This is a genomic window from Deltaproteobacteria bacterium (assembly GCA_016874755.1).
GTDB lineage: Bacteria > Desulfobacterota > Binatia > UBA9968 > UBA9968 > DP-20.
On sequence record VGTH01000068.1, the window covers coordinates 1 to 22,214 of the forward strand.

Genomic DNA, 22,214 nt, shown 5'->3' on the forward strand with positions numbered 1-22,214 from the left:
CCTCAGTGTGCTTTTCTCTCATCGGCGTATCCTTTCCTGCCTGCGCCAACAGGCAGCCTTTCGTTTTTAGATTCGCGAAAGGGTACGCCTACCTATTTCCTATTTCCACACGCTTTGATCATAGCTCCTTCGTTGAGATTCCGGTTCTTGATTTCGATGAATCGGCCGCTGAAGTGTTGGCGCGACTAAGGCCCGCACATCGCCGACTGGGTTCGATGGACCTTAAGATTGCTACCATCGCATTGTCGCGTGACGCAACTCTGCTTTCACGCAATATTAGTGACTTCGAGCAAATCCAGGCGCTCAAAGTCGAGGACTGGACGCATTGATCACTGCGCTTCGTAGTGCTTCCGCGCCGAGGCGGCGATGTCGCCGCGGCGGGCGAACCAGACTTCTTTGTGGCTCTTGGCGTATTTGATCACTTCTTCGAAAGTATCGATCAATGGAATGCGCGAGCTCAGGTAGGCGTGGGTGATGACGTTCATCATGCTCGGATTTTGATCGCCGATTTTGTAGCGGTAGTCGAACTCGTCTTTGAACTTCTCGAAAAAATCGTGGCGCGTGCCTTCTTCTTCGATTCGATGATCGTTGATGGTGTATTGGTGCGGCACCATGATGAGCGTCTTGTCGCCAATCTTGATCGGGTAGGGCATCTCGTCGTCGTGAAAGTCGCAGTTGTAGAGCAAGCCGGCTTCAAGGTTCAATTCTAACGTGTTGTCAGTGGAGCGCACACCGGGCGACGACCAACCCGTCGGCGCTTCGCCCGTGGTTTCTTTGATCTTGGCGAGGGTGCGCTGCATGTTGTCGCGCTCCTGCTCGCGCGTGAGCATGTACAAGCGCGTGCCCTGATCCCAACCGTGGGCGACCATCTCGTGGCCGCGGCTGTGGGCGTATTTCACCAGCTCCGGGTAGTACTCGCAGGTGAGACCGTTGATCGGCATGCTCACTTTTACGTCATAGCGATCGCAGATATCGAGCAAGCGCCGCAGCCCAACCTTCGCGCCAAACTCTCGGTAGGTTTCAGTGGAATAATCGCGCCGGCAGACGGCGTTGGCGGGAATCGATCCACCTTGCAGCGGCCGTCCGGTGCTTGGTTTGGTTCGATCCCACGCCTCGAAGGCGATGCCCAGGACGAAGGCGACGCGTGAGTTGTTGGGCCAGGTCAACTTCTGCTGTTGCATGCCGCGATCTTCTTTCAATTTTAGATTGTTGACTTCAGATAACAAAGCGACCTATAGCCTAAGAGTGTAGAACGAGCAAGGAGGATTTTCCGACATGAAAACCCGGCCGCTGCCCTATCCCGATCTGATTCTTTACAGCGGTAAGATTCGCACCTTTGTGAACCCGACCACGACTTGCGAAGCTTTGGCTTGCTCGGGTTCACGCATCGTGGCGACGGGCAACTCCGAGGAGATTCGCCGCTTTGCCGGGCCGGATACGCAGCAGATCGATCTGAAGGGCCGCACGGTTATTCCCGGACTCACCGACACGCACGTGCATCTTTCGGAAAAAGGCACGGCGGAAATGGAGTTGGTCGACTGCCGCGATTTCTACGTGGAAGTTCACACGATTGCGGATATCTTGCAGCGCCTGGCTAATGCAGCGGCGAGTTCGGAAAAAGGCGCGTGGATCGTCGCGCACGGCAGCCCGATGCAGGATTTTCGCATCAAAGATCACCGTTTTCCTAACAAACGCGATCTCGACAGCGTCGTGCCGGATAATCCAGTTTCGATCTCGTTCGGCGCCCATGTGACGATCGGCAATTCGATGGCTCTCGCCGCGGCGAAGATCACCAAAGACACGCCCGATCCGGCCGGCGGTCACATTCACAAAGATCCGCAAACCGGCGAACCCACCGGCGAGCTGCACGAGCGGGCGCAGTTGATTCTGCGCAAAGTGGCGCCCGAGTTTAATTACTTGCAATTGAAAGACGGCATCGTGTTCGCCTTGAACCAATGTCTGGAACGCGGCGTCACCACCGTGCACGATATCGTGCGCTACGCCGAGCCGGTGCGCGCCTATCAAGAGCTTTACAAAGAAGGGCGCATGCACGCGCGGGTCAGCATTTTGCCGCGTGTCATCGAGTCGATGATCGAATCGAAAGCGTTGACCGATCTGGGCATCATAACCGGCTTTGGCAATGAGTGGCTGCGCGTCGGCGGCGTCAAGATGAGCATCGACGGCGGCATCACCGGGCGTAACGCCTGCTTTCACGAGCCCTACGAGAGCGACGAGCACAACCATGGCATCATTCGGATTCAGCAAGATGAGCTGAACCACACCGTGCAGGTGTGCCATGACGCCGGGCTGCGCTGCTGCGTGCATGCCATCGGCGACAAAGCTTTTGACATGGCGCTCGACGCTTATGAGAACGCCATCGAACACTCACCGCGCAAAGACCATCGCCACCGGATCGAGCACATGGGCAACTGGCTGGCGACGCCCAAGCTCATGCAGCGGATGGTGAAGTCGCAGATCGTCGCGATTCCCAACATCGCGTTCGCCTATTATATCGGCGATGCGATTCTCGATTGCGTTGGCGAGAAGCGACTGACGAAAGCCTTCCCGTTTCACACCTTGCTGCGCAACGGCGTGATCCTCGCCGGCGGCTCCGATTCGCCGGGCTACTGGCCCGTCGATCCGCTGCGCGATATTTCCTGCGCCGCGTCGCGCCAAATGCGCTGGGGCGAAGTGTGGATTCCCGAAGAGAAGATCACCGTCGCCGAGGCGTTCGCCATGCACACGACGACGGCGTCGTGGGTGGGTTTCGAGGAAAACGACAAGGGCACGTTGGAGGTCGGCAAGCTGGCCGACATCGCGGTGCTTGCCGACGATCCGTTTATGGTGGCGCCGGAAAAAATTCGCGAACTCAAAGTCGATATGACGATTGTCGGCGGTGAAGTGAAGTATCAGGCGTGAGTTGCCGCAACCGAATCGGATAAGAAATTTAACCGCAAAAAGCGCAAAAGGCGCAAAACTGGGGGAGGAAATTTTCACCACGAAGGACACGAAGATCACGAAGGTAAAGAGAAGAGAATCAAAAAGTTTTCTCCGAACTTCGTGTCCTTCGTGCGCTTCGTGGTGAGATTAGAATTTTTGGCCGCGATAAGGGTTGCGCAAGCTGCGCGAACTCTCAACTATAATGGTAAAAGGGAGCATAAAGGGCGCTGCACGCCCAGATTCGGAACCTGAAGGATTTAACCGCAAAGAGCGCAAAGAACGCAAAAAAAAGGGATCCGGATGAAGGGGCGCGATTCATCGCGCCCGTCGGCGTGCGTAGGGTGCGCGGTGCGCACCATGAACTTGCTCTAGTTGCGGCTCTCGTGGCCGAGGGCGGTGCTGGTGAGAGAGCGCGTGCCAGTCTTCTCGGAACCTAAGGCCATGCGTTTGCGCTGTTTGTAGATGTGGATGCTTAGCTCTTCAACGGTGGTGATCTGGGAATCTTCGCTGTGCTCGGACACGCACGCTTCGTACTGAATGGTCACCGACTGTATTTTTTCCGATTGATCTTGCCACGACACGCGCAGCAACCGGCCGCCGGCGCGATCGACGTAGTTGCCAGCCAAGCGCAGTACTTGTGACAGACTCAAAAGATTAGCCGGCCCGGCGTTGGAGTCGCGTTTGCCGCGGCCTTGGCTTTCGAGAGCCTTGATGTCGTCGGGTGTATAATGCTTGTCGATTTCAAGCAGCGCTTGCGGCGCTTTGCTCCGCCCTTGCACGACGAAAGATTCGCCAACAGTTTTTAGTTCCACGGCTTTGAGATCGAGCGACTCCAAGCTCTGGCCGATGCAGCGCAGAGCGTTCGAGTAGCGCGGTTTGGCGTGGCTCGACATAGGTGTAACCAATGGTTGATACGTCACCGGAGAGGACAACAGCAATCACTATGCCAGAAATAACGGCAAAAATCCCGTTATTTCTTAGCCGTTTTGGCCATGCTTGATCAAAAATGTGCGGTCAAAGCCGAGGTTGGCCCTCCTTAGGTGTTGGGAGTCTGACGCTGTGGCCCCGACCGTGGTGTCAACGAATTTTCATCTCGAAGCTCAGCACCTTCTCGTCGGGCCGCGCCTTCCAGATGATATTGCGGGCCACACCATAGATTTCCGCCAGCGTATAGAGCGGCACAAAGGGCACGTCTTCCATTAAAATGCGTCCCGCCTGATGGAGCAACGCGAGCCGCTTTTTCGAGTCGCCGGTTTTTTGCTCTTCGTCGATGATCTTGTCGAACTCCGGATTGGAATATTGAATGCGCTGGCTGCCGCCGGTGCGGAAATATTGCTCGTAAACCGTGTCGGCGTCGATGGCCGGCCGGCCGGCATAGTAAAAACCGAGCTTGCCACCGTTCACGCCCTCTTTGCCCCAGAAAACCGCGAACTCTTGCGAGACAAGTTCAGTCTTGATGCCTGCTTTCGCTAATTGATCGGCGATGACCTGGCAGACCTCGCGTGCCTTCGGATAGCGATCGGGTGAGAAATGGAGTTTCACTTCGAGGCCGTTGGGAAAACCTGCCTGTGTGAGCAGCTCTTTGGCTTTCTTCGGATCGAGCGGGTAGCGTTGATCTTAGGATCGAAGCCGATCACGTTGGTGCCCGTCGGGCCATTCATGAGATAGCCGTTGCCCTCGTAGATATGTTTGATGATCGCGTTAGGATCGACTGCATAGTTGATCGCCTGGCGCACCAGCTTGCTGTCGAACGGTTTGTGCGTGACGTTCATGGCAAGAAAATACATGCGCTGCCCCTCGACTTTTTCGGCGCGCAGGCGCGGATGTTTGTCGAAGCGCGATAGCTCTTCGACCGGCACGTTGTTCATCACATCGCCCTGCCCCGCCATCACGCCGGCGACCCTGGCGGCGTCTTCTTTCACACGCTTGATGACGATTTCTTTGATCGCCGCCTTCGGCCCCCAGTAGTCATCATTGCGCGATAAAACCAGATTGCCGTCGCGCTGCCAGCTGACGAACTTGTAGGGACCAGTGCCGAGCGGATTCTGATCCGCCTGTTCGCCATGCTTGTCCGCCGCAGCCTTGCTGATCATGAATCGATTATCCAGCCGGTCGAGAAAAACCGCGTTGGGCTGCTTAGTCGTGAACACCACGGTGTGATCGTCGGGCGATTGCATCTCGACCAAATCCGAGAACGCTGGCCCCTGCATGCTCTGCTTGTCGTTCTTGACGCGGTTGATCGAGTGGATGACGTCTTTGGCGGTGAACGGACTGCCGTCATGAAAGCGCACGTTCTTGCGCAGCTTGAAAGTCCACTTATTACCTTGGAACTCCCACGACTCGGCGAGCACACCGACGTATTGCTTCTTCGAATAGTCGATGTCGACCAGCGGTTGGATCATGTGCATCCACAGGCTGTACTGCGGCGCCGAGGTATAGGCGTAGGGGTGGAGCGTGTCGAGGCTGACGCTGGTGAGAATCGTGATGCGGTCTCGCGACGCGGAGTAGACCATGCGTGGCAGCGCCACGCCGGCGAGCGAAGCCAGGCTGATGCCGGCCGATTGCTTTAGAAAACTGCGTCGACTGGTGGAAAAATGTTTCGAGCTCATGATCGCGCCCTCCATCGGTTTGTGCTAAACCGTTGTCAAATTATGCGATGTTTACACCCGCAGGACTTTGCTTGTCCAGCGTGTTGTCGAAGGTAAAACTGCGACCCATGAACCAGACGGAAGTGCACGTAGCGCGGCTCAGTCCCTATCAACTGTTTCTTACTTTTCTGCGCATCACCACGTCAGGTTTTGGCGGCGCCATGTTCTGGGCGCGTCGCCAGCTCGTCGAGAAGGAGCGTTGGCTGACCGATCGCGAGTTTGTCGAATATCTTTCCCTCGGCCAACTCTTGCCCGGGCCGCCCGGGTTGAATCTTACGGTCTTGGTCGGCTACCGCTTTGGCGGCTGGGCGGGCGCATTGACGGCTGTTGTTGGGTTTGTCGGGTTGCCGTTTTTAGTCGTCATCGGCATGGGCGCGCTCTATCAACACTACGGCGCTCAGCCGATGGTGCAGCGCGCGCTGGCCGGCATGTCGATCGTCGCCGCGGCGCTGCTGTTTGCGACATTTGCTCGGGTTGTAAAAGTCTTGCCGCGCCGTTGGCAGCCGCTGCTGATTGCCGCGCTTGCTTTCGTCGCCGTCGGGGTTTTGCGCTGGCCGCTCATCTGGGTCATCGGGACGCTTGCACCCTTAGCGTTCTTGGCGGCGTGGAAAGAGCGACTCTGATGGCCCGCGGCGATCTGGTTGCGCTGTTTCTCCATTCATTGGCGCTGTGGTGCATCTCTGTCGGCGGGCCGTCGACGATTCTGCCGGAGTTTCACCGCTATTTGGTGCAGGCGAATCAGCTCTTGACCAATGTGCAGTTCGTCGAGCTTTACACCTTGGCGCAGGCAGCACCCGGTCCCAACTTCATGTACGCGACGCTCATGGGTTGGCAGCTGGCGGGCTGGACCGGCGCGACATTGATGACCCTTGCGGTGTTGCTGCCGACGATGACTTTCGCACTCATGCTCGGGCGCATGAATCAGTCCCATCCCAACGCCACGATCGTTAACGTCATCAAACGCGGCCTGACGCCAATTACCATTGGCCTCATGCTTGCCAGCTCGACGATCTTGATTCGCGCTGTCAGCCACAACTGGCGCAGCTATCTGCTGGCGTTGCTGACGATCGCAGCTGTTTTACGCACTTCGTGGAATCCGCTGTGGCTGCTCGCCGTTGGCGCGCTAGCGGGGATGTTGGGAGTGGTCTGAACCACCGAGCGTCGTTGATTGGCTCTGGACATCTAGACGGTCGACAAAAGAGCGAATCTCGCCGTAACGGGTGAACAACTGCGCGAGGGGCGACTGCACGTTCAGTGGGAGTGAGCAGATGCTGGTTGCAACGCTGACACAAAACGAAATCTTGGGACAAACGTCTGATACAACAAAAGCAGTACTGTCTAGATCCACACAAGCTTGGACAAATCATTTCAACGCCGGATCCTTTCTTAACCGACTGGCAATTAGATCGACAAAGGCTCGAATTTTCGCTGAGGCGTAGCGTCCTTCGCGGTGGAGTACGTGGATCGGCATCGGTGCGGGCTCAAACTCGGCGAGGATAATCTTTAATCGTCCCGACGTCACGTGCGGCGCGATTTGATAGGAGAGTAACCGGGTGATGCCAAATCCTCCACGCGCCGCCTCGATGGCAGCATCGTTGCTGTTGGTGCTGAATCTCGGCTTCACGCGCACTGAAATCGATTTAGCGTCCTGACGAAATTTCCATTCGCTGGTGGGACTCACCCCAATGGCTGCGATGATGCTGTGTTTCGGCAATTCCGCTGGCGTCTTCAGTGCGCCGTGCTTCTTGAGGTAGGCGGGCGACGCACACAGAACTCGCCGCACCGCGCCAACGCGGACTGCTTTCATGCTCGAGTCCGGTAACTTGCCAATGCGGACGCCGACGTCCAACCCTTCTTCGAGTAGATTTACTACCCGGTCAACAAACAACGCGGAAACTTCCATATCCGGATAGCGTTGTAAGTATTCGACGATGCCGGGCAGGATAAAGATCTTGCCAAAGAGCACCGGTGCCGTCACCGCCAGATGGCCGCGCGGCGCCGCGTTGATACCTTTTACTGCTTCATCGGCATCGTTGACCTCGGCGATGATGCGCCGGGCATCCTCGAGATAACGCTGCCCCGCTTCGGTAGCGCGCACATAGCGTGTCGTGCGATCGAACAGTTTTACCGCGAGACGTTTTTCCAGCGCGGCGACCGCTCGCGTGATCGCCGCGGGCGACATCCCCAGACGTCGCGCTGCCGCAGCAAAGCTCTCAGCTTCCGCCACAGCAACGAACACGCTCATCAGATGCAGTTGGTCCATGGATTATTCCACCGTGCGCAACAATGAATTGCGCGCAACAGTTATTCTTCACTCCAGAGCAATATTGCATAGTGCACTGGTTCGCAACGCAATTCTCGAAACCAAAACCAGTCGAAAAAGGAGAAAAGTCATGGAAACGATCAACTGCACCTCCCAGCGAGTCTACTATCGCACGGCCAGCGTCGCCGGCGTCGAGATTTTCTATCGCGAAGCGGGACCAAAGGACCGCCCTACGCTGGTCTTGCTGCACGGCTTCCCAACATCGTCGCACATGTATCGCGATCTGATGCCGCAACTGGCCGACGGGCTAACATTCCCCTGTATCCACGGTGGCAGGCCTATTTCCGCGAACACAAACCACCGACATTGGTTCTCTGGGGTACGAATGCCGCGATTTTTGTCGCCGCCGGCGCCGCATCATATCAGAGAGATTTGCCCGACGCCGAAGCGCATTACTTCGATACCGGCCACTTCGCACTGGAAACCCACGGAAGCGAGATTGCCCAACTCATGCGGAAGTTTCTGCAGCGCAAGATTGGGGAGCGCTCTTAGATAAAAACTTATCGGGAGAAACCAATTTATGGCACGCGCATTTTCCGAGATCGCATTCACGGAATCGGTAAAAACATTGCAAAGTGGCATGGCAGTCGCAAGGCCTATCAAAAATTTGAGCTAGACGGAGACCGCGGCGACCGTCTAACCGAACGAGAGACCGAGTTTATCGCCGAGCGGAACAGCGTCTACATGGCGAGGGTAAGCGAGACGGGGTGGCCCTATGTGCAGCATCGCGGCGGCCCGAAAGGCTTTCTCAAAGTGCTCGATGACAAGACTCTCGCCTTCGCCGACTTCAGAGGCAACAAGCAGTACATCAGCGTTGGCAATCTGAGTGTCAACGATCGGGTTGCGCTGTTCATAATGGACTACCCGAACCAGACTCGGCTAAAGCTTTGGGCGCGAGCGCGAATCATAAACCAAAAAGAAGATCCCGAGCTAGTCGCTCGCCTGCATGACTCAGCGTATGATGCCCGCGTCGAACGCGCCATCGTTCTGACGATAGAAGCCTTCGATTGGAATTGTCCGCAACACATCACGCGGCGATTTACTGAGGCGGAAGTTAAGCAGATGGTGGCACCGCTCGTCGAAGAGAATCGGCGATTGAAAGCCAGGCTCGCTGAAGACCCGTTGAGGAAAGTCTAAAAATTGATGCTCAACCCCGATGCTATTCGTATCGATCGCCGAATATGCTTGATTGACATTGTCGCAGGGGATTCTTCGATGAATCAGCTGAGGGCCCGCTTCGATTGGATTGCGAGACTCTCACCGCATTCATGGCACGCTACGGCATCACGCTGCTGCGCGTAAGCACCGGCATCGTTTTTTTCTGGTTTGGTTTTTTTGAAATTCTTCCTCGGCTTGAGTCCGGCAGAGGATCTGGCGACGCGCACGATGAGCGTGCTCAGCGTAGTGCGCAAGATTCCCGGGTTTGTCATCCTGAGCGCAAGCGAAGATTCACTACGCGCGCAAGGCGCAGACGACGCCGTTGATTCAGCTGGCGCCGTGATTCCACAGGTTCTCTGGGAGAGGGTGAGAACCTGCCCCGGACTTGATCCGGGGTGAGAGCCGTTCACTGCAAGATTTCTTTGATGCGCTTGACCACATCTGGCGACTGAGTCACCGCTTTGGCGATGCGTTTCTGCAAATGTTCGCCGGTTAAGAAGCTACCGTCCCAATCGACGAGTTTTTTTGCATCGGCGGCGAACGCCGGATCGGCGAGCATTCTTTCAAAGCCATCGCGCAGCGCGCGTAGCAGCTCGGGCGGCGTTCCCGGCGGCGCAGCGAAGGGACGGTCGAATTCGGTATAGGCCAGCATGACATCCATCAGGTTAAGCGCGGACCTGGCTGACGCTGGAGCCAAGTCGAAGACTGTCGGCACATCCTGCGGCAGAACGCGGCTCTTCTTGGGCCCCTGCTGCACGGCGAAGCTCATGAAGCGCTTGTCGAGCCACTCGGGCCACGGTGAGCGGAGAATTGTGATGTCGGAGCTGGCCCGGCAATCGGCCTCGCCGCGCTCAACCGCGAGATCGATCTCGCGGCCCGATTTGTAGCCCATGACGTTGTGAAACTTTACACCCAACGCTTCTTCGACCAAGCTCGAGAAAACGAAACTGATGCTGCCACTGCCGCCCTGGGCCATGCGCGGGGGTTTGGGCGCGCTGCGAATTTTCTCTACGCTGGTCAGGCCGGAATCGCTGCGGCAGGCGAGCATCATCGGCGCGTTGTTGAAGCTGCCGACCCAATCGAAGCGGCGAAAATCGAAGCGCACCTCGGGCCGGCCGACCATTTGCTCGAGATAGTTGGCGCGTCCCAAGCTGCCGATGGTGAGCCCATCGCGCTTGGCAATGCCGTAAATATAGTTCGCCGAAACCAGGCCGCCGCCCCCCGGCATATTTTGCACGATCAGGTTCGGATTGCCGGGAATGTGCTTGCCGAGGTAGCGTCCGACTAAGCGCGCCGAGTTGTCGGTGACGCCGCCGGGCGCGAAAGCGACGATAAGTTGGATGGTCTTGCCCTCATAGTAGGGTCGCGCTTGAGCAGCGCCGAATGCCGCTTCGGTCCGCGCGGCCATCGCCCAGGCGATTGCCGCCGCCACAACCAGCCATCGTGTGCTTAAGGATTGTTTCACGCGCGGATCATAGCGCTTTTGCTTGGTCGTGCGAAAGACCTCAAACGCCTGAAAATATGGAATTACTACGTCCGTTGGGAAAAACTGGAAATCAACTCGTTGGATTCGTCATCCAGATAATCGCGAGTCGCGTCTAACTACCTGTGACGCGCTTTTGCCTAGTGAGACTGTGCTGAAAGTGTCCTTCGGAGGCGAAGCCGAAGAATCTGCTTCACGCAACTGGCGAAAAAGCAGCCTTCGCTTGCGCTCAGGATGACAAGGCGGCCGATTTCGCCATTGCGACACAGTCTCTTTGGGAAAAGTTTGCATGACAACTTGGAAAAATATGCGCCAGTTTGGCAAAGCTATTGAATATGTCACGGCTGGGTGAAAGCTTGATCGTGTTTCTTGCGCTGCTGTCCCTCGCCGCGCCCGCTGGGGCCGCCGATTTTGGCCACCCGGAACCCGTTCACATCGAGGGGTATGACGATCATGCGATGGAGCCATTTCTCACGCGTGATGGGCGCATCTTACTTTTCAACAACCGCAACGATCCCAAGGAAAATACTGACCTGCACTGGGCTGAGCGCATCACGCCGGTGCATTTTCGCTACCGCGGCAGGATTGAGGGAGCGAACACGAACGTGCTCGAAGGTGTGCCATCGATGGATGGCGATGGCCTGGTGTACTTTGTCTCGCTGCGCAGTTACCGCGAATCCTTGTCGACCATCTATCGCGGCAAGTTCGCCGAGGGCCGAGTCACCGATGTACAGCTGGTCGAAGGGCTATCGCGCAAGCAGCTAGGCCAAGTCAATTTTGACGCCGAGATTAGCGCCGATGGACGATATCTCTACGCCGTCGACGGTACGTTCAGCGGCGGTCCGATACCGAAGAGCGCCGACATCTTCGTCGCGCGGCGGGTTGGCGATCGCTTCGAGCGCCTCGCCAACTCAGCGGAGATCATGGCTAAGATCAATAGCTCGGCTTTGGAGTATGCGCCGGCGATATCAACCGACGAGCTTGAGCTGTTTTTCACCCGCATGACGGGCGCGCTGTTCTGGCGCAAGCTCGCTGTTTTGCGTGCGACGCGCAGGAGCCGCGACCTTCCCTTCGAAGAGCCGAAAGTGATCACCGCCATCTCTGGATTCGTCGAAGCCCCGACCGTGAGCAGTGATGGCAACTCTCTCTACTATCACAAGAAGATCGACGGCAAGCATCGCATCTTCCGAGTCACGCGGCCCTAAAGGTTTGGTCGTACAAGAGCGCGCTAGTGTAGTGTCTGTTAAATTTCGGTGTTTATGATTCCACGTCCAGCTCTGCGAATCGCAGTAAAATGGCCGCAGATGGCACCAAGCTTCGGCGAATCAGACCGAACGATTTGCGCTGGTGCCTTCGCTTCTCCAGAGTTCCACCTCGATCGACACATTGTTGTGGGGTTTTCCTCGTCGCATGAATAGTCCGGGCTAGGGTGCGCCGCGCGCACGATCAACTGCCGAGTGTTCGCGTGAAATCGTTAAACAATTCACCAACGGCAAACTTGCGGGGGATCAAACGCTGCTGCGCTGAATAGTCGATTATGATCTCCAAGCTGCGTCGCAGGCTCGGCAAGCCAAACTGGAGCGGATCAAGCTCGCCGGTTGCGCCGGACGCGCTTTTGCTCTCACGCAAGAGCCGGAACACTTCTCTGACTGCGTCAGGGTTCGATTGCGCCAGCGATTCTTTGACGACGACCATATGGTTGACCGGCACCGCGCCATGTTTCTGGCACCAGGCGCGCGCCGCCGCGTCGGGATTTGGGATCACTGGCCTGAAGCGTGGTTCTTTGAGATCGCCGCCGCCGACCACGGCGGCATCGAGCTCGCCGTCGAGCAGCATTTGCGCCATCTGTTTTCCGGCCGCGGCGCGCTGCGCCGTCGGCGGATCGGAATATTCCGCAACGTGCGGATCCTCAAAGGTCACCCACTTGATACTATCCAAGTCGACGCCGTGATCGTTCTGCAACACGCCGCGCACCCATGCTGCGGTGGTAACAGAATAAGCGCGAATGCCGAGGCGTTTGCCGTTAAGATCGGCTGGCGACAGTGCGCCACGTTCGGCGTTGTATACAAGGAACGGGTGGGGCAGAGCGCCGACCATCACCGCCGGCAAGAGCACCAGCGGCTTGCCATGGGCCTTGGCCTGCAGATAGGTGACAATCGCCAGCTCGGCGACGTCGTATTTCAAATGACGCACGACGTCTTTGAACGCCGTATTGGGCACCTTCACGTCGGCAAAGTCGAACGTGACGGTTGATGATTTGATTGCGCCGCTCTTGAGCGCCTTGGTATTCGGATAGTCGCCCAATAGTGTTTTCAATCGCACGACAGTCGCCTCGTTAGTCATATCTTTCTCTCCGAACTTTGCATCCTTTGCGCCTTTGCGCGAGAAAATCCGATCCGCGCCTCGTTATTTGCTCAGGCTCCGTTCCAGAAACCGCAGCAGCACCGGCGCCAAGGTGACATTGGGCTCCTCGTCGACGCGCTTGCGCGCCGGATTGTCATCCGCCAACGTGAACCAATGATGACCCGCGCCGGGAATCAACATGTCTTCAACGTCAGCGCTTTTCTCGCGCAGGGCGGCGATGAGCCGTTCCGACTGATTGTGATGCACGATGGCATCTTCGTTGCCGTGAATGATCATGTAGCGTGCCTGCGGCTTTGCTTTTACGCGCTGGACACGATGCACCGGCGAGAAGTTTTCGTAATCATCTTTCGCCTCGGTGTAAGACTTACCCATGAGCTTTTTGACCGGGTCGTCGGTGCGCTTGGGCGGCTGGGTGACGCGCCACCAATCGGGCAGATCGTAAATGCCGTAGACGCCGACCATGGCGCGCATATATTGCGCGGTCGCTTCGTGGAGCGACAACATCGCCGCCATGTGGCCGCCGGCCGAGTCGCCGATGGTGCCGAGGCGCTTGGTGTCGACATTCAAAGATGAGGAATTCGCGATCAGCCAATCCAACGCGCGGCAAACATCCTCCCACACGCCGGGCCACGCCGGACTCACCTGGCTCGATAAACGATAGTCCACCGCAACTACGCCATAGCCGCGCTCGGCGAGGAAAGGCCCCCAGCTCTTGTATTGCTTTTGCGAGCCGCGCAGCCAAGCGCCGCCGTGCAGACAAATGAGCGCGGGGTGCGGTCCGCCACCGGCCGGCAAATAAAGATCGAGGCAGTGCTTGCCCGCCGGCCCGCCGCCGTAGGCGATGTCAAGGCGGATGTCGAGGGTGTTGTTTGTTTTCATGTGCGTGGGTTTCTCCGAAACAAATTCTCTTTGCGTCCTTTACGCCTTTGCGCGAGGCCTTTCCGATATCCCTAACACCAACAAGTTGTCGCGGGCAATCGGAATTGACACGAATGAAACCCACGTAATATATCGAGCATGGAGGTACCTACCATGTCATCGAACGGTTCCAAATCCGCCCAGGTCCGCGCCAAGCTGAATCACCCGATCATCGACACCGACGGCCACACCGTCGAGTTGACGCCGGTATTCTTCGACTACATCAAAGATGTCGGCGGCGCCGGCATGATCGAGCGCTATAAGAAAGCGGTCGGCGGCCGGGCGAATAACCGCTGGGCCGAGCTGACCGACGAGGAGCGCCGCTACTCGCGAGCGACCTGCCCGCCCTGGTGGGCGCGGCCGGCGAAGAACACGCTCGATCGCGCGACGGCGTCGCTGCCGAGTTTGCTTTATCAACGCATGGACGAGCTGGGCATGGACTTCGCGGTGCTCTATCCAACCTTCGGCTTGACTGAGCCGCCGCGCATCGAAGAGGAAGAAGTGCGCCGTGCTGCCTGCCGCGCGCTGAACACCTTTCACATGGATATTTACGGACCCTATGCCGACCGCATGACGCCGGTGGCGGTGATTCCGGTGCATACGCCGCAGGAAGGCATCGAAGAATTGGAATACGCCGTGGAAAAACAGGGCTTCAAAGCCGCGGTGATTTCGCACGTGCAGCGGCCGGTGCCGAAAATGTTGCAGGAGCACCCTGAAGTCGCGCATCAAATGCCTTACATCGATCTGCTCGCTCTCGACAGCGAGTACGACTACGACCCATTCTGGGCCAAATGTGTCGAGCTGGAAGTGGCAGTGACGACCCACGCGACAGGTCAAGGTTGGGGCAGCCGGCGCTCGGTGTCGAATTACATGTTCAACCACATCGGTCACTTCGGCGCCGCCGGCGAGGCGTTGTGCAAGGCGTTGTTCTTCGGCGGCGTGACGCGTCGTTTTCCAAATCTAAATTTCGCCTTTCTCGAAGGCGGCGTGCACTGGGCCTGCGGGGTGTTCTCCGACATCGTCGGTCATTGGAAGAAGCGCAACGCCAAAGCGATTCATAGCCTCGACCCGCAAAGTCTCGACGGCGCGCTGATGCACAGACTAATTAATGACCATGGCAACGACAAAATGAAAGGCAAAGCCGACGAGATCGTAAAGTGGATCACCCAGCCGCAGCGTCGCCCGATGAATTTAGATGACTGGTCGGCTTGCCGCGCCGAGAAGCTGGAAGATTTGCGCGACTTGTTTATTCCGAATTTCTATTACGGCTGCGAAGCCGACGATCCGATGGTCGCCTGGGCGTTCAACTCCAAAGTCAATCCGATGGGGGTGAAGTTCAAAGCGATGATGAGCTCGGACATCGGCCACTGGGATGTCACCGATATGAACGAAGTGGTCGAGGAGGCGCACGAGTTGGTCGAAGATGGCTTGATCACGCAAGAGGATTTTCGCGACTACACGTTTACCAACGCGGCGATGTTGTACGCGGGCATGAATCCGAACTTCTTCAAGGGCACGGTCTGCGAGGGGGCTGTAGCAAAGTTGCAGCAAGGCGCACCGCAAAATCGGGCGCAGGCGGTGTCGGCGTGATGTTTATGCGACTCGCGACAATACTCATTCTAGTTTTGTTTAGCTTTACGGCGTCGCTCGTCCAGGCGCAGAAGACGCCGGAAGATATGATCGAGGAGATCAATCGCCTGCCGATGACCGACCGGCAGCGCCGACTCGAAGACGGCGCCAAGAAAGAACGCGAAGTCATCTGGTACTCGACGATGAACCGCGAGGACTCCCTGGAAATCATGCGGGCGTTTGAAAGCGACTATCCTTATTTGAAAGTGAACTTTGTCACCGCGGGTGGACCGCGGACGTTAAACCGCATCACGGCGGAATATCGCGCCGGCGCTTATCTATATGATGCCACCGGCTACCGCGCGACCTTTCTCGCGCCGACGCGCAAGGCCGGCATAGTGATGCGCTACCGCACGCCGCTGCGAGAGTTCCTGCGTCCCGGCTTCGTCGATCAGGAAGGTTACTTCAATGCGACGTTTACCCGCGCGTTTATGTTTATCGTCAACAAGAATCTGGTCGCCGCCAAAGATTATCCCAAGTCGCTTGCCAACCTGCTCGAGCCCAAGTGGAAGGGCAAACTGGTCATGGACAATGAGTCCTACGATTTGCTTGCGGCCATGTTGGACTACTATGGCGAGAGCGAAGGCAAGCGCATGGCTGAAAGTTTAGGCAAACAGGAGCCGAGCTTTCGCCGCGGCACGACGCTCGTCGGCCAACTGGTCGCCGCCGGCGAATTTCCCGTGATGGTCGATGGCTCCAATCACCTGGCCTACGATCTCAAGAAGAAAGGCGCGCCCATCGATTATTTATTTCCCGAGCCCTTCGTGCCGGTGATGATTCCCCAGGCGTTTTGGGTCGCCGCTCGCCCACCGCACCCACACGCAGCGGCGTTGTTCGTCGATTTCATGCTCTCGAAGAAAGCCCAAGAGATCATGGCCAACCAGGGTCGTTGGGTGAGCCGCAAGGACGTCAAGTACCAAGTCGACCCTGGCACGCGAAAGCTGCAGGTCGTTTCACAAGAGAAATGGGGCGAGCGCACCAACGAATTGGTCCAGCTCTACAACAAGTTGATCATGCGCGAAGCGCGGTGAACGGCGCTCCATACTATATATTTGCATTTACCCAGAGCTGCGCATAGATTGAAAAACGTGTCGGCAAATAACAAACGCCCGTTTTTTTCTACGTACACAACGAGCCTGTGGATACGATTCCTACGTTTTAACCTGCAGTCGCACAAGAAGCTCGAAACCGATCTTGAAAAGCTCGGTCTAACGCCGCCGCAGTTCTACGTGCTGGCGACCATCGGCTACGCCGGCGGACTGCCCTTCGGTGAGATCGGCGCCAAGATGATGGTTACGGTTAGCAACCTGACCGGCATTGTCGACCGCCTCGAAGAAAAAAAGTTAGTCCAGCGCAAGCGCGACGACAAAGACCGCCGCGTGGTCCACGTCATCATGACCGAGAAGGGCGCCAAGCTCTACAAGAGCACGATCCCGATCTTCGAGAAAAGCATCGCGGAAATCTTCCAGCGCCTCGAAGGCCCCCAGCAAAAAGAACTCTCAACGCTTCTGCGCAAATTGAACGAGCCGCGGTCGGCAGATTCGGAGAAAGCAACGCGAGTCTAGCAGGAAACCTGGGCTCAGGTCGCGCCAGTGGCCCAGACAGCCTGCCACGCCGCAAACTCGGCCGGCCTTATCTCGTAGCGCGCATAGTTGCCTTCGTGCAGGCCGAGTAATTCACTTTCGGCCATTTCTCTGAATCGCTCGCGCTCGTCAGGCGCAACGTTTGCCTGCACCCAAGCAGCTAACTGAGCGGCTGCGGCCCTTCTGCCCATGCACCCGCGTATAATCTCGCTGACCGCTTGGCGCAGAGCCGTGTGATGTTTTAGTCGGAAAGGGTCGGGCTCCCCCAATGATTGTCGAACCGCAGCGTATCGCGCTGACGAACGTTCGTAGGCCCAGATGAACACTTCCTTTAGCAGTTCGATCCTGTTCAACTCGTAAACGCCGAGCACCGCATCGGTATAAAGATGACGCGGGACTTCGGCAAAGGACAGCGGAGATAGATTTCTCTTGATGAATGAGATGTTCGCCGCAAGACGTGACACTCGCTTGTTCACGTCGTCGAAGGGCTGCAAGTAAGGGAAGTGCACCATGACGAATAAGGCCTGCTCGAACGGGTCTTCAATGGCCGTGGCCGTGGCCAGTATTTGATCGAAACATTCCTCGATTAATTGGGGTACTTCGAGCGGATAGAACGTCGAGCTTTCAATACCAACAGCGATCCGTCTCAACCTACCGGTCGCGGCTTGACTCGTGAGCAAATTGTTCGCGAGCAGCGCATGGAGATTGAGAATCGTATAGCGATTGAAACCGATGTCGTCGGCCGCGTCGACCAGAAACGCGATGGCATCTTTATGGTTCAGGATCATCTGCGCTTCGAGACGCTTGCCGCCTTCGGGTTCCTGCCCAAACTCAATCAGACGCCGTGTGTCCAGCAGAGAATACGTGTTTCCCTCCAGCCGGCTCGAATTCCAGGACAAATCGATGAGAAGACGATCGAGGATTTGCCTGGCATAGGTGCCGGCGGGTTGCGCAGCTATGTTGGGTGTGCCCACAGTCTTTAAATGCGCACGCTCAGCCGACGTGAGATAGGCGGTGACGTTAGGTCGATAGCTATCCAAGAACTCCCGGTTGTAGCCCACGGGTTTTCGGGATTGCGTCGGCTGCCGGAGATATTCGCGGGTTGCGACAGCGGCTTTCGATAGAGGTAAGGAGAGTTCTTCAGGCTCCCGTGCGAGGCGCTGTCCAATCATCTTTGCAGCCAGCCGGTACTTCGTCCACCGGCCTTGCCCCTCAGCAACCAAGCGGTTGGCGTTCACCAAGTGTTTGAGACGGTACTGCAAAGTGCGACGCGGCAACGAGCGCGCTAGAAGCTCGGCGATCTCTTGGAACGTGGCCCCATTGGGATAGCGACCGACGGCATTTTCAACCGCCTGTAACTGATCTTCTGGCATTTGTTTAGCCATAGAGGATTTCAGAAGACCCAAGGATTCATGGCACCTTTAGCGCTTCTATATGCGCAATTTAATGCATATATGCGCAATATTCAACGCCTATGCGCAACTAACTATTGCACTTATTGGGGTTAGTTGCGCATATCAGTTATTGGTGCAACAGCGCAGGCCTAAGCCAGGGTTGCGATTTACGGGCTAAGAGCGAGCCGAAACGGACGTTGGCACCAGAGTCGCTCGATCGGATACTTGTCAAATTCGGGATCGACGCTTACGATTGGCACGCGGTCGACGATCGCTTGTGAAATAATCAGGCGATCGAATGGGTTTCTATGATGGAATGGCAGGGTTGATAACTGAATGAGGTGCCCGGCCGAAATCGGTAAGAGTTCAATGTCATTAAGCTCGAGCTGATCGGTCATCAAAGATTCGACGGGCATTTGAATGGAGAGTTTCCCCAGACTTAACTTGATAGCAATCTCCCACAAACTCGCGACACTTAAGAAGAGTTCGTTGTCGTCCTCTAGAAGAGATTTTCCACGGAGACTAAGTGCCCCGGGTTATCGTCGATGAACCAGAGAAACGTGTGGGTGTCGATCAGGAGTTTCATTCCGTATAGGTGCGAAAATCTTCGATTGGCGCGTCAAAATCACTTGCTAGCTTGATGAGTCCCTTTGCACTCCCCGCCTTGCGCTCTCGTGCGACTTTGCAGATCGGGATCAGTTTCAGCACCGGTTGGTCGTTTTGCGCAATCAGCACCTCTTCACCCTTCAGGGCTACCTCAAAAAGAGACTCCAACTGGCGCTTTGCTTCGTTTAGTTCAATGCGTCTTCCCATTATTTCTCGTTTCCCTGTTCTAGCTTTTTGGCCGGTAAACTTTCGTTAACATATAAGCCGCCATCTTTGCGGTGTCGTCCGAGAAACCGGAAATGTCCCCAAATCTGATCTAGCGGCAGCTCGTATTTGATACCAACTTGATACGTTGGTCGTGTCGTCAAACTTCGACTAATCAGATTAGCGGTCTTTTTCAGAGTTCTTTCTTCAGCAATGTTTGCGTTAAACTTTAAGGCATTGAAAAACAAGTCTTCCCATAGTGTCCCCTCTCGCATACATTCTTCGCGTCCATCCAAGTCGCCGCTGATAATCGCGCGAATTTGTTTGGCGATTGGCTTATCTGAATAGCCAAATGATAACTGAAAGGCATTAGTTCCTGTGATAGTAGGTCGCGGGGTCGGCTGCCCGTCGGCTACGTCGGAGACTCCCGCCTTGTTGGTAAACGAGTAACTCAACGACAGCTTCAAATTGTTAACCGCTAACCGCTCCCAAGGTGAGATCCTTTCTGCAAGATCTTCAGCAATGCTGGGGGTCTTCCTTACGTCGTCTGCCAGCATATTTCTTGTTGAACTCAACTCGATCTTATCGTCGCATGCTCTTTTTCTTAACGTGTAGGGCTTTGCATCGTCGCCGTATGAAGGTGGACGGTACGCCGTTATGCTGGTCGCTAAAGCGGCTGTCGCTATAAAGGTAATTTTTTTCATGATTCTGACCTCCTAATCTGATGAACTGTTCCTAAAAAAACGCCGAAGGAGACTACATTAAGGCGGCTTCCTCTTCTGAGGTATCCTCCATCGCCCGTAGGATAGATTCGGCAATAACATCGGCGGCATATTGCAAATCGGCTGTCCTATGGGTCGCCATAACACTAGCCCTCATAATAGACCTGCCGGACTCCACAACGGGTGGGAAAACAGGGTGAATGAAGATGTTTCCCTTTTGGCAGTAGGTCGCGGCGCGCGCCGCGGCAACTGCAGGACCGACCAATATTGGAACGATCGGCGTTTCTCCACCTCCGACAAGCTTCATACCATTTTCTGCAAGTGCATCACGGAAAAACTTGATATTCTCTGAAAGGTTGCTAATTAGAACCTCTCGTTCGCGGCGAAAGACGTGTAGGGCAGCGATAGCTGCGGCGATCATAACCGCAGGCGTGGCGCCGCTGTAAATGAATCCTCTCGACGCTCTGCGGAGAAACGTCACCATATCCATAGACCCAGCAATGTAACCACCGGCTGACGGTATGACCTTGCTCAAGGTGCCCATCTCAACGTCTACATCCGTTGTTCTTAACCCAAAGAATTCTTTGATTCCGCCTCCTGATTGTCCCAAGACGAAGTGAGAATGACACTCGTCGACGAATAGGGCTGCATCATATTGCTCGCAAACTTTGACAAACTCAGGCGCGCTGCAAACATCGCCACTCATACTAAAGACGCCGTCAATGAACACCATCCTTCTTCCGGAGGGCCCTTTTTCACTTAGTGCCTGCCTCAGGTCCTCGGGATCGTTGTGGCGAAACCTTTTAAATTTGGCGCCGGAGTACCAACATCCGTCGCTCAGCGAAGCATGATTCATCTTGTCGGAAAACACTGTGTCTTTGCGGCTCAACAATGCGGAGAGAGTCGATACATTGGCGACGTAGCCGCTGGTATACACGATCGCGTCCTGCGTACCGTGGGTATCCGCTATGAGTTCCTCGAGCTCTGCGTGAAGAGTTGTGTGACCCGCCAACCATCGGGAGCCATGACTACCTGTCCCATAGCGATCGAGAGCTTCGTTGCATGCGGCACGGATTTCAGGATGACCATTGAGTCCAAGGTATGAGTAGCCACCGAGCATTAGCATGTCACCGCATCCCCTTACGCGCACAAAGCGTTTGGGCAAATCCTTCTCAATTTCTCGAAACCAAAGAAAATGGCCCCGCGGACTCAGATACGCAACAATTTCATCCCACGAAGTTCCTGCCGGGTAACCGTGTGGCCGCTCTGAAGAGCGAGCAATGGCGTATTTGTTTGTGTCCAAGATATCCTCGTTTTGTATTACCTACTCGCCCCAATTCGGTAATGGGTTCACATACGTCTGTAGGAAACTCTCTTTTTGCCGCGTAGGCCCAATATAACCCAAACAATCTTTTTGGGACCACGGAATGTCGACTGACCCACGCATAGTTGCATTCTACGCTTACTTCTTCGGCGCTTTTGGTTCTTTCACGTCCTTGGGTTGTTTGGCCGAATCTTCACGAGATCTCGCTTCAGCTTCGCGAGCCCTGGCTTCGACCTCACGAGCTTTCGCTTCCGCCTCACGTGCTCTTGCCTCCGCGTACGCGGCGTCCTCTCGCGCTCTATCGAGGTCCGCCAACGCGGGTGTTGAAGTGATTGCTCCAGCCAGCAACCCTGCGCAAATCAACGACAGTAATTGTTTCATGTGATTCCCTCCTTTTTGTTTGGTGCTTTATCTGACTGTTTTCGGTCAATAAGTTTCCCGGATTCAAAATCGTGCCACGTTGTGTTCAAACATTTTTTTTCGCACGAATTTTCCCTCAAAATCAGGTATTTCTGTGTTATCCCCCGATTGTCCGGTGACACACTTCGAGTCCTTGGGGAACTATTAATGTGGCGAGTTCTGAAAAGTGGTGTGACGAGGATGCTGATGGGCTCGTGATGGAGGCAATACGTACCGGTGATTACAGTGGAGCGCTAGAGGCTTTAGCTACGGCATATCAGCATAAGGTAACGCGGCGTTGTTTCTTCTTGCTCGGCGGGTTTCGGCAGGAGGCTGCGGATATCGCGCAAGAAGTGTTCCTGAACGCGTATAAGGCCATGCCAAACTTTCGTGAGCTATGATCAAAGCGTGTGGAAATAGGAAATAGGTAGGCGTACCCTTTCGCGAATCTAAAAACGAAAGGCTGCCTGTTGGCGCAGGCAGGAAAGGATACGCCGATGAGAGAAAAGCACACTGAGG

Annotated in this window: 21 protein-coding genes and 3 pseudogenes; 10 read left to right on the plus strand and 14 right to left on the minus strand. The window is 55.9% G+C overall.

Features of this window, described 5'->3' with window-relative positions:
- Positions 1–329 precede the first annotated feature (329 nt).
- A complete protein-coding gene (locus FJ145_25095) occupies positions 330–1,181 on the minus strand; it encodes a hypothetical protein (GenBank protein ID MBM4264688.1) in 852 nt (283 codons plus the stop codon).
- A gap of 94 nt (positions 1,182–1,275) precedes the next feature.
- On the opposite strand from FJ145_25095, the gene FJ145_25100 reads away from it, so the two are divergent.
- On the plus strand, positions 1,276–2,919 hold the full coding sequence (locus FJ145_25100; GenBank protein ID MBM4264689.1) for an amidohydrolase: 1,644 nt from the start codon (positions 1,276–1,278) through the stop codon (positions 2,917–2,919).
- 389 nt (positions 2,920–3,308) lie between these two features.
- Here the strand turns inward: FJ145_25100 and FJ145_25105 are convergent, their stop codons facing one another.
- From FJ145_25105 to FJ145_25115, 3 genes are all read right to left on the minus strand, one after another.
- The gene (locus FJ145_25105; GenBank protein ID MBM4264690.1) at positions 3,309–3,833 is read right to left on the minus strand and encodes a hypothetical protein; all 525 of its coding nucleotides are present in this window, start codon (positions 3,831–3,833) and stop codon (positions 3,309–3,311) included.
- 184 nt (positions 3,834–4,017) lie between these two features.
- Positions 4,018–4,518 (minus strand): hypothetical protein, encoded by a 501-nt coding sequence (locus FJ145_25110; protein ID MBM4264691.1) that lies wholly within the window; start codon positions 4,516–4,518, stop codon positions 4,018–4,020.
- Positions 4,479–5,564, minus strand: coding sequence for an ABC transporter substrate-binding protein (locus FJ145_25115; GenBank protein ID MBM4264692.1), 1,086 nt, complete (start codon positions 5,562–5,564; stop codon positions 4,479–4,481). The genes FJ145_25110 and FJ145_25115 overlap by 40 nt, the downstream gene beginning before the upstream one ends.
- A 32-nt stretch (positions 5,565–5,596) precedes the next feature.
- Here FJ145_25115 and FJ145_25120 point away from each other — a divergent pair, with 32 nt between their 5' ends.
- Entirely contained in the window at positions 5,597–6,211 is a 615-nt protein-coding gene (locus tag FJ145_25120) for a chromate transporter (GenBank protein MBM4264693.1), read from the plus strand.
- Entirely contained in the window at positions 6,211–6,738 is a 528-nt protein-coding gene (locus FJ145_25125) for a chromate transporter (protein ID MBM4264694.1), read from the plus strand. The genes FJ145_25120 and FJ145_25125 overlap by 1 nt, the downstream gene beginning before the upstream one ends.
- A 213-nt stretch (positions 6,739–6,951) precedes the next feature.
- On the opposite strand, the gene FJ145_25130 is transcribed toward FJ145_25125, so the two are convergent.
- The gene (locus tag FJ145_25130; protein MBM4264695.1) at positions 6,952–7,851 is read right to left on the minus strand and encodes a LysR family transcriptional regulator; all 900 of its coding nucleotides are present in this window, start codon (positions 7,849–7,851) and stop codon (positions 6,952–6,954) included.
- A gap of 130 nt (positions 7,852–7,981) precedes the next feature.
- On the opposite strand from FJ145_25130, the pseudogene FJ145_25135 reads away from it, so the two are divergent.
- Both FJ145_25135 and FJ145_25140 read left to right on the plus strand, forming a co-directional pair.
- Positions 7,982–8,403, plus strand: a pseudogene (locus FJ145_25135) (hypothetical protein).
- 28 nt (positions 8,404–8,431) lie between these two features.
- A pseudogene (locus FJ145_25140) lies at positions 8,432–9,048 on the plus strand (pyridoxamine 5'-phosphate oxidase).
- A 427-nt stretch (positions 9,049–9,475) separates the two neighbouring features.
- Here FJ145_25140 and FJ145_25145 read toward each other — a convergent pair.
- Positions 9,476–10,534 carry a hypothetical protein gene (locus FJ145_25145; protein MBM4264696.1) on the minus strand — a complete coding sequence of 353 codons (1,059 nt, stop codon included), beginning with the start codon at positions 10,532–10,534 and terminating at the stop codon, positions 9,476–9,478.
- 335 nt (positions 10,535–10,869) lie between these two features.
- Between FJ145_25145 and FJ145_25150 the strand changes: the two genes are divergently transcribed.
- The gene (locus tag FJ145_25150; GenBank protein MBM4264697.1) at positions 10,870–11,757 is read left to right on the plus strand and encodes a hypothetical protein; all 888 of its coding nucleotides are present in this window, start codon (positions 10,870–10,872) and stop codon (positions 11,755–11,757) included.
- Positions 11,758–11,998: 241 nt separating this feature from the next.
- Here the strand turns inward: FJ145_25150 and FJ145_25155 are convergent, their stop codons facing one another.
- Complete coding sequence (locus tag FJ145_25155) at positions 11,999–12,895, minus strand: hypothetical protein (protein MBM4264698.1); 897 nt, start codon at positions 12,893–12,895, stop codon at positions 11,999–12,001.
- Positions 12,896–12,958: 63 nt separating this feature from the next.
- Positions 12,959–13,795, minus strand: a complete 837-nt coding sequence (locus FJ145_25160) for an alpha/beta hydrolase (protein ID MBM4264699.1) — start codon at positions 13,793–13,795, stop codon at positions 12,959–12,961.
- 138 nt (positions 13,796–13,933) lie between these two features.
- On the opposite strand from FJ145_25160, the gene FJ145_25165 reads away from it, so the two are divergent.
- From FJ145_25165 to FJ145_25175, 3 genes are read left to right on the plus strand one after another with little or no spacing between them, the layout of a single operon-like run.
- Positions 13,934–15,424 carry an amidohydrolase gene (locus FJ145_25165; protein MBM4264700.1) on the plus strand — a complete coding sequence of 497 codons (1,491 nt, stop codon included), beginning with the start codon at positions 13,934–13,936 and terminating at the stop codon, positions 15,422–15,424.
- Entirely contained in the window at positions 15,424–16,494 is a 1,071-nt protein-coding gene (locus tag FJ145_25170) for an extracellular solute-binding protein (protein MBM4264701.1), read from the plus strand. The genes FJ145_25165 and FJ145_25170 overlap by 1 nt, the downstream gene beginning before the upstream one ends.
- A 15-nt stretch (positions 16,495–16,509) precedes the next feature.
- A complete protein-coding gene (locus FJ145_25175) occupies positions 16,510–17,028 on the plus strand; it encodes a MarR family transcriptional regulator (protein ID MBM4264702.1) in 519 nt (172 codons plus the stop codon).
- A gap of 14 nt (positions 17,029–17,042) precedes the next feature.
- Here FJ145_25175 and FJ145_25180 read toward each other — a convergent pair whose 3' ends face one another.
- The 6 genes and pseudogenes from FJ145_25180 to FJ145_25205 all read right to left on the minus strand — a co-directional run bounded on the left by FJ145_25180 (position 17,043) and on the right by FJ145_25205 (position 21,677).
- Positions 17,043–18,431, minus strand: a complete 1,389-nt coding sequence (locus FJ145_25180) for a hypothetical protein (protein MBM4264703.1) — start codon at positions 18,429–18,431, stop codon at positions 17,043–17,045.
- Positions 18,432–18,607: 176 nt separating this feature from the next.
- Positions 18,608–19,026, minus strand: a pseudogene (locus tag FJ145_25185) (type II toxin-antitoxin system VapC family toxin).
- On the minus strand, positions 19,023–19,253 hold the full coding sequence (locus tag FJ145_25190; GenBank protein ID MBM4264704.1) for a type II toxin-antitoxin system prevent-host-death family antitoxin: 231 nt from the start codon (positions 19,251–19,253) through the stop codon (positions 19,023–19,025). Before FJ145_25190 ends, FJ145_25185 begins: the two are co-directional and overlap by 4 nt.
- Positions 19,253–19,954 carry a hypothetical protein gene (locus FJ145_25195; protein MBM4264705.1) on the minus strand — a complete coding sequence of 234 codons (702 nt, stop codon included), beginning with the start codon at positions 19,952–19,954 and terminating at the stop codon, positions 19,253–19,255. The genes FJ145_25190 and FJ145_25195 overlap by 1 nt, the downstream gene beginning before the upstream one ends.
- A 52-nt stretch (positions 19,955–20,006) precedes the next feature.
- Positions 20,007–21,275 (minus strand): aminotransferase class I/II-fold pyridoxal phosphate-dependent enzyme, encoded by a 1,269-nt coding sequence (locus FJ145_25200; GenBank protein MBM4264706.1) that lies wholly within the window; start codon positions 21,273–21,275, stop codon positions 20,007–20,009.
- Positions 21,276–21,434: 159 nt separating this feature from the next.
- Entirely contained in the window at positions 21,435–21,677 is a 243-nt protein-coding gene (locus tag FJ145_25205; GenBank protein ID MBM4264707.1) for a hypothetical protein, read from the minus strand.
- Between the two features lie 188 nt (positions 21,678–21,865).
- Here FJ145_25205 and FJ145_25210 point away from each other — a divergent pair, with 188 nt between their 5' ends.
- A complete protein-coding gene (locus FJ145_25210) occupies positions 21,866–22,096 on the plus strand; it encodes a hypothetical protein (GenBank protein ID MBM4264708.1) in 231 nt (76 codons plus the stop codon).
- Positions 22,097–22,214 lie beyond the last annotated feature (118 nt).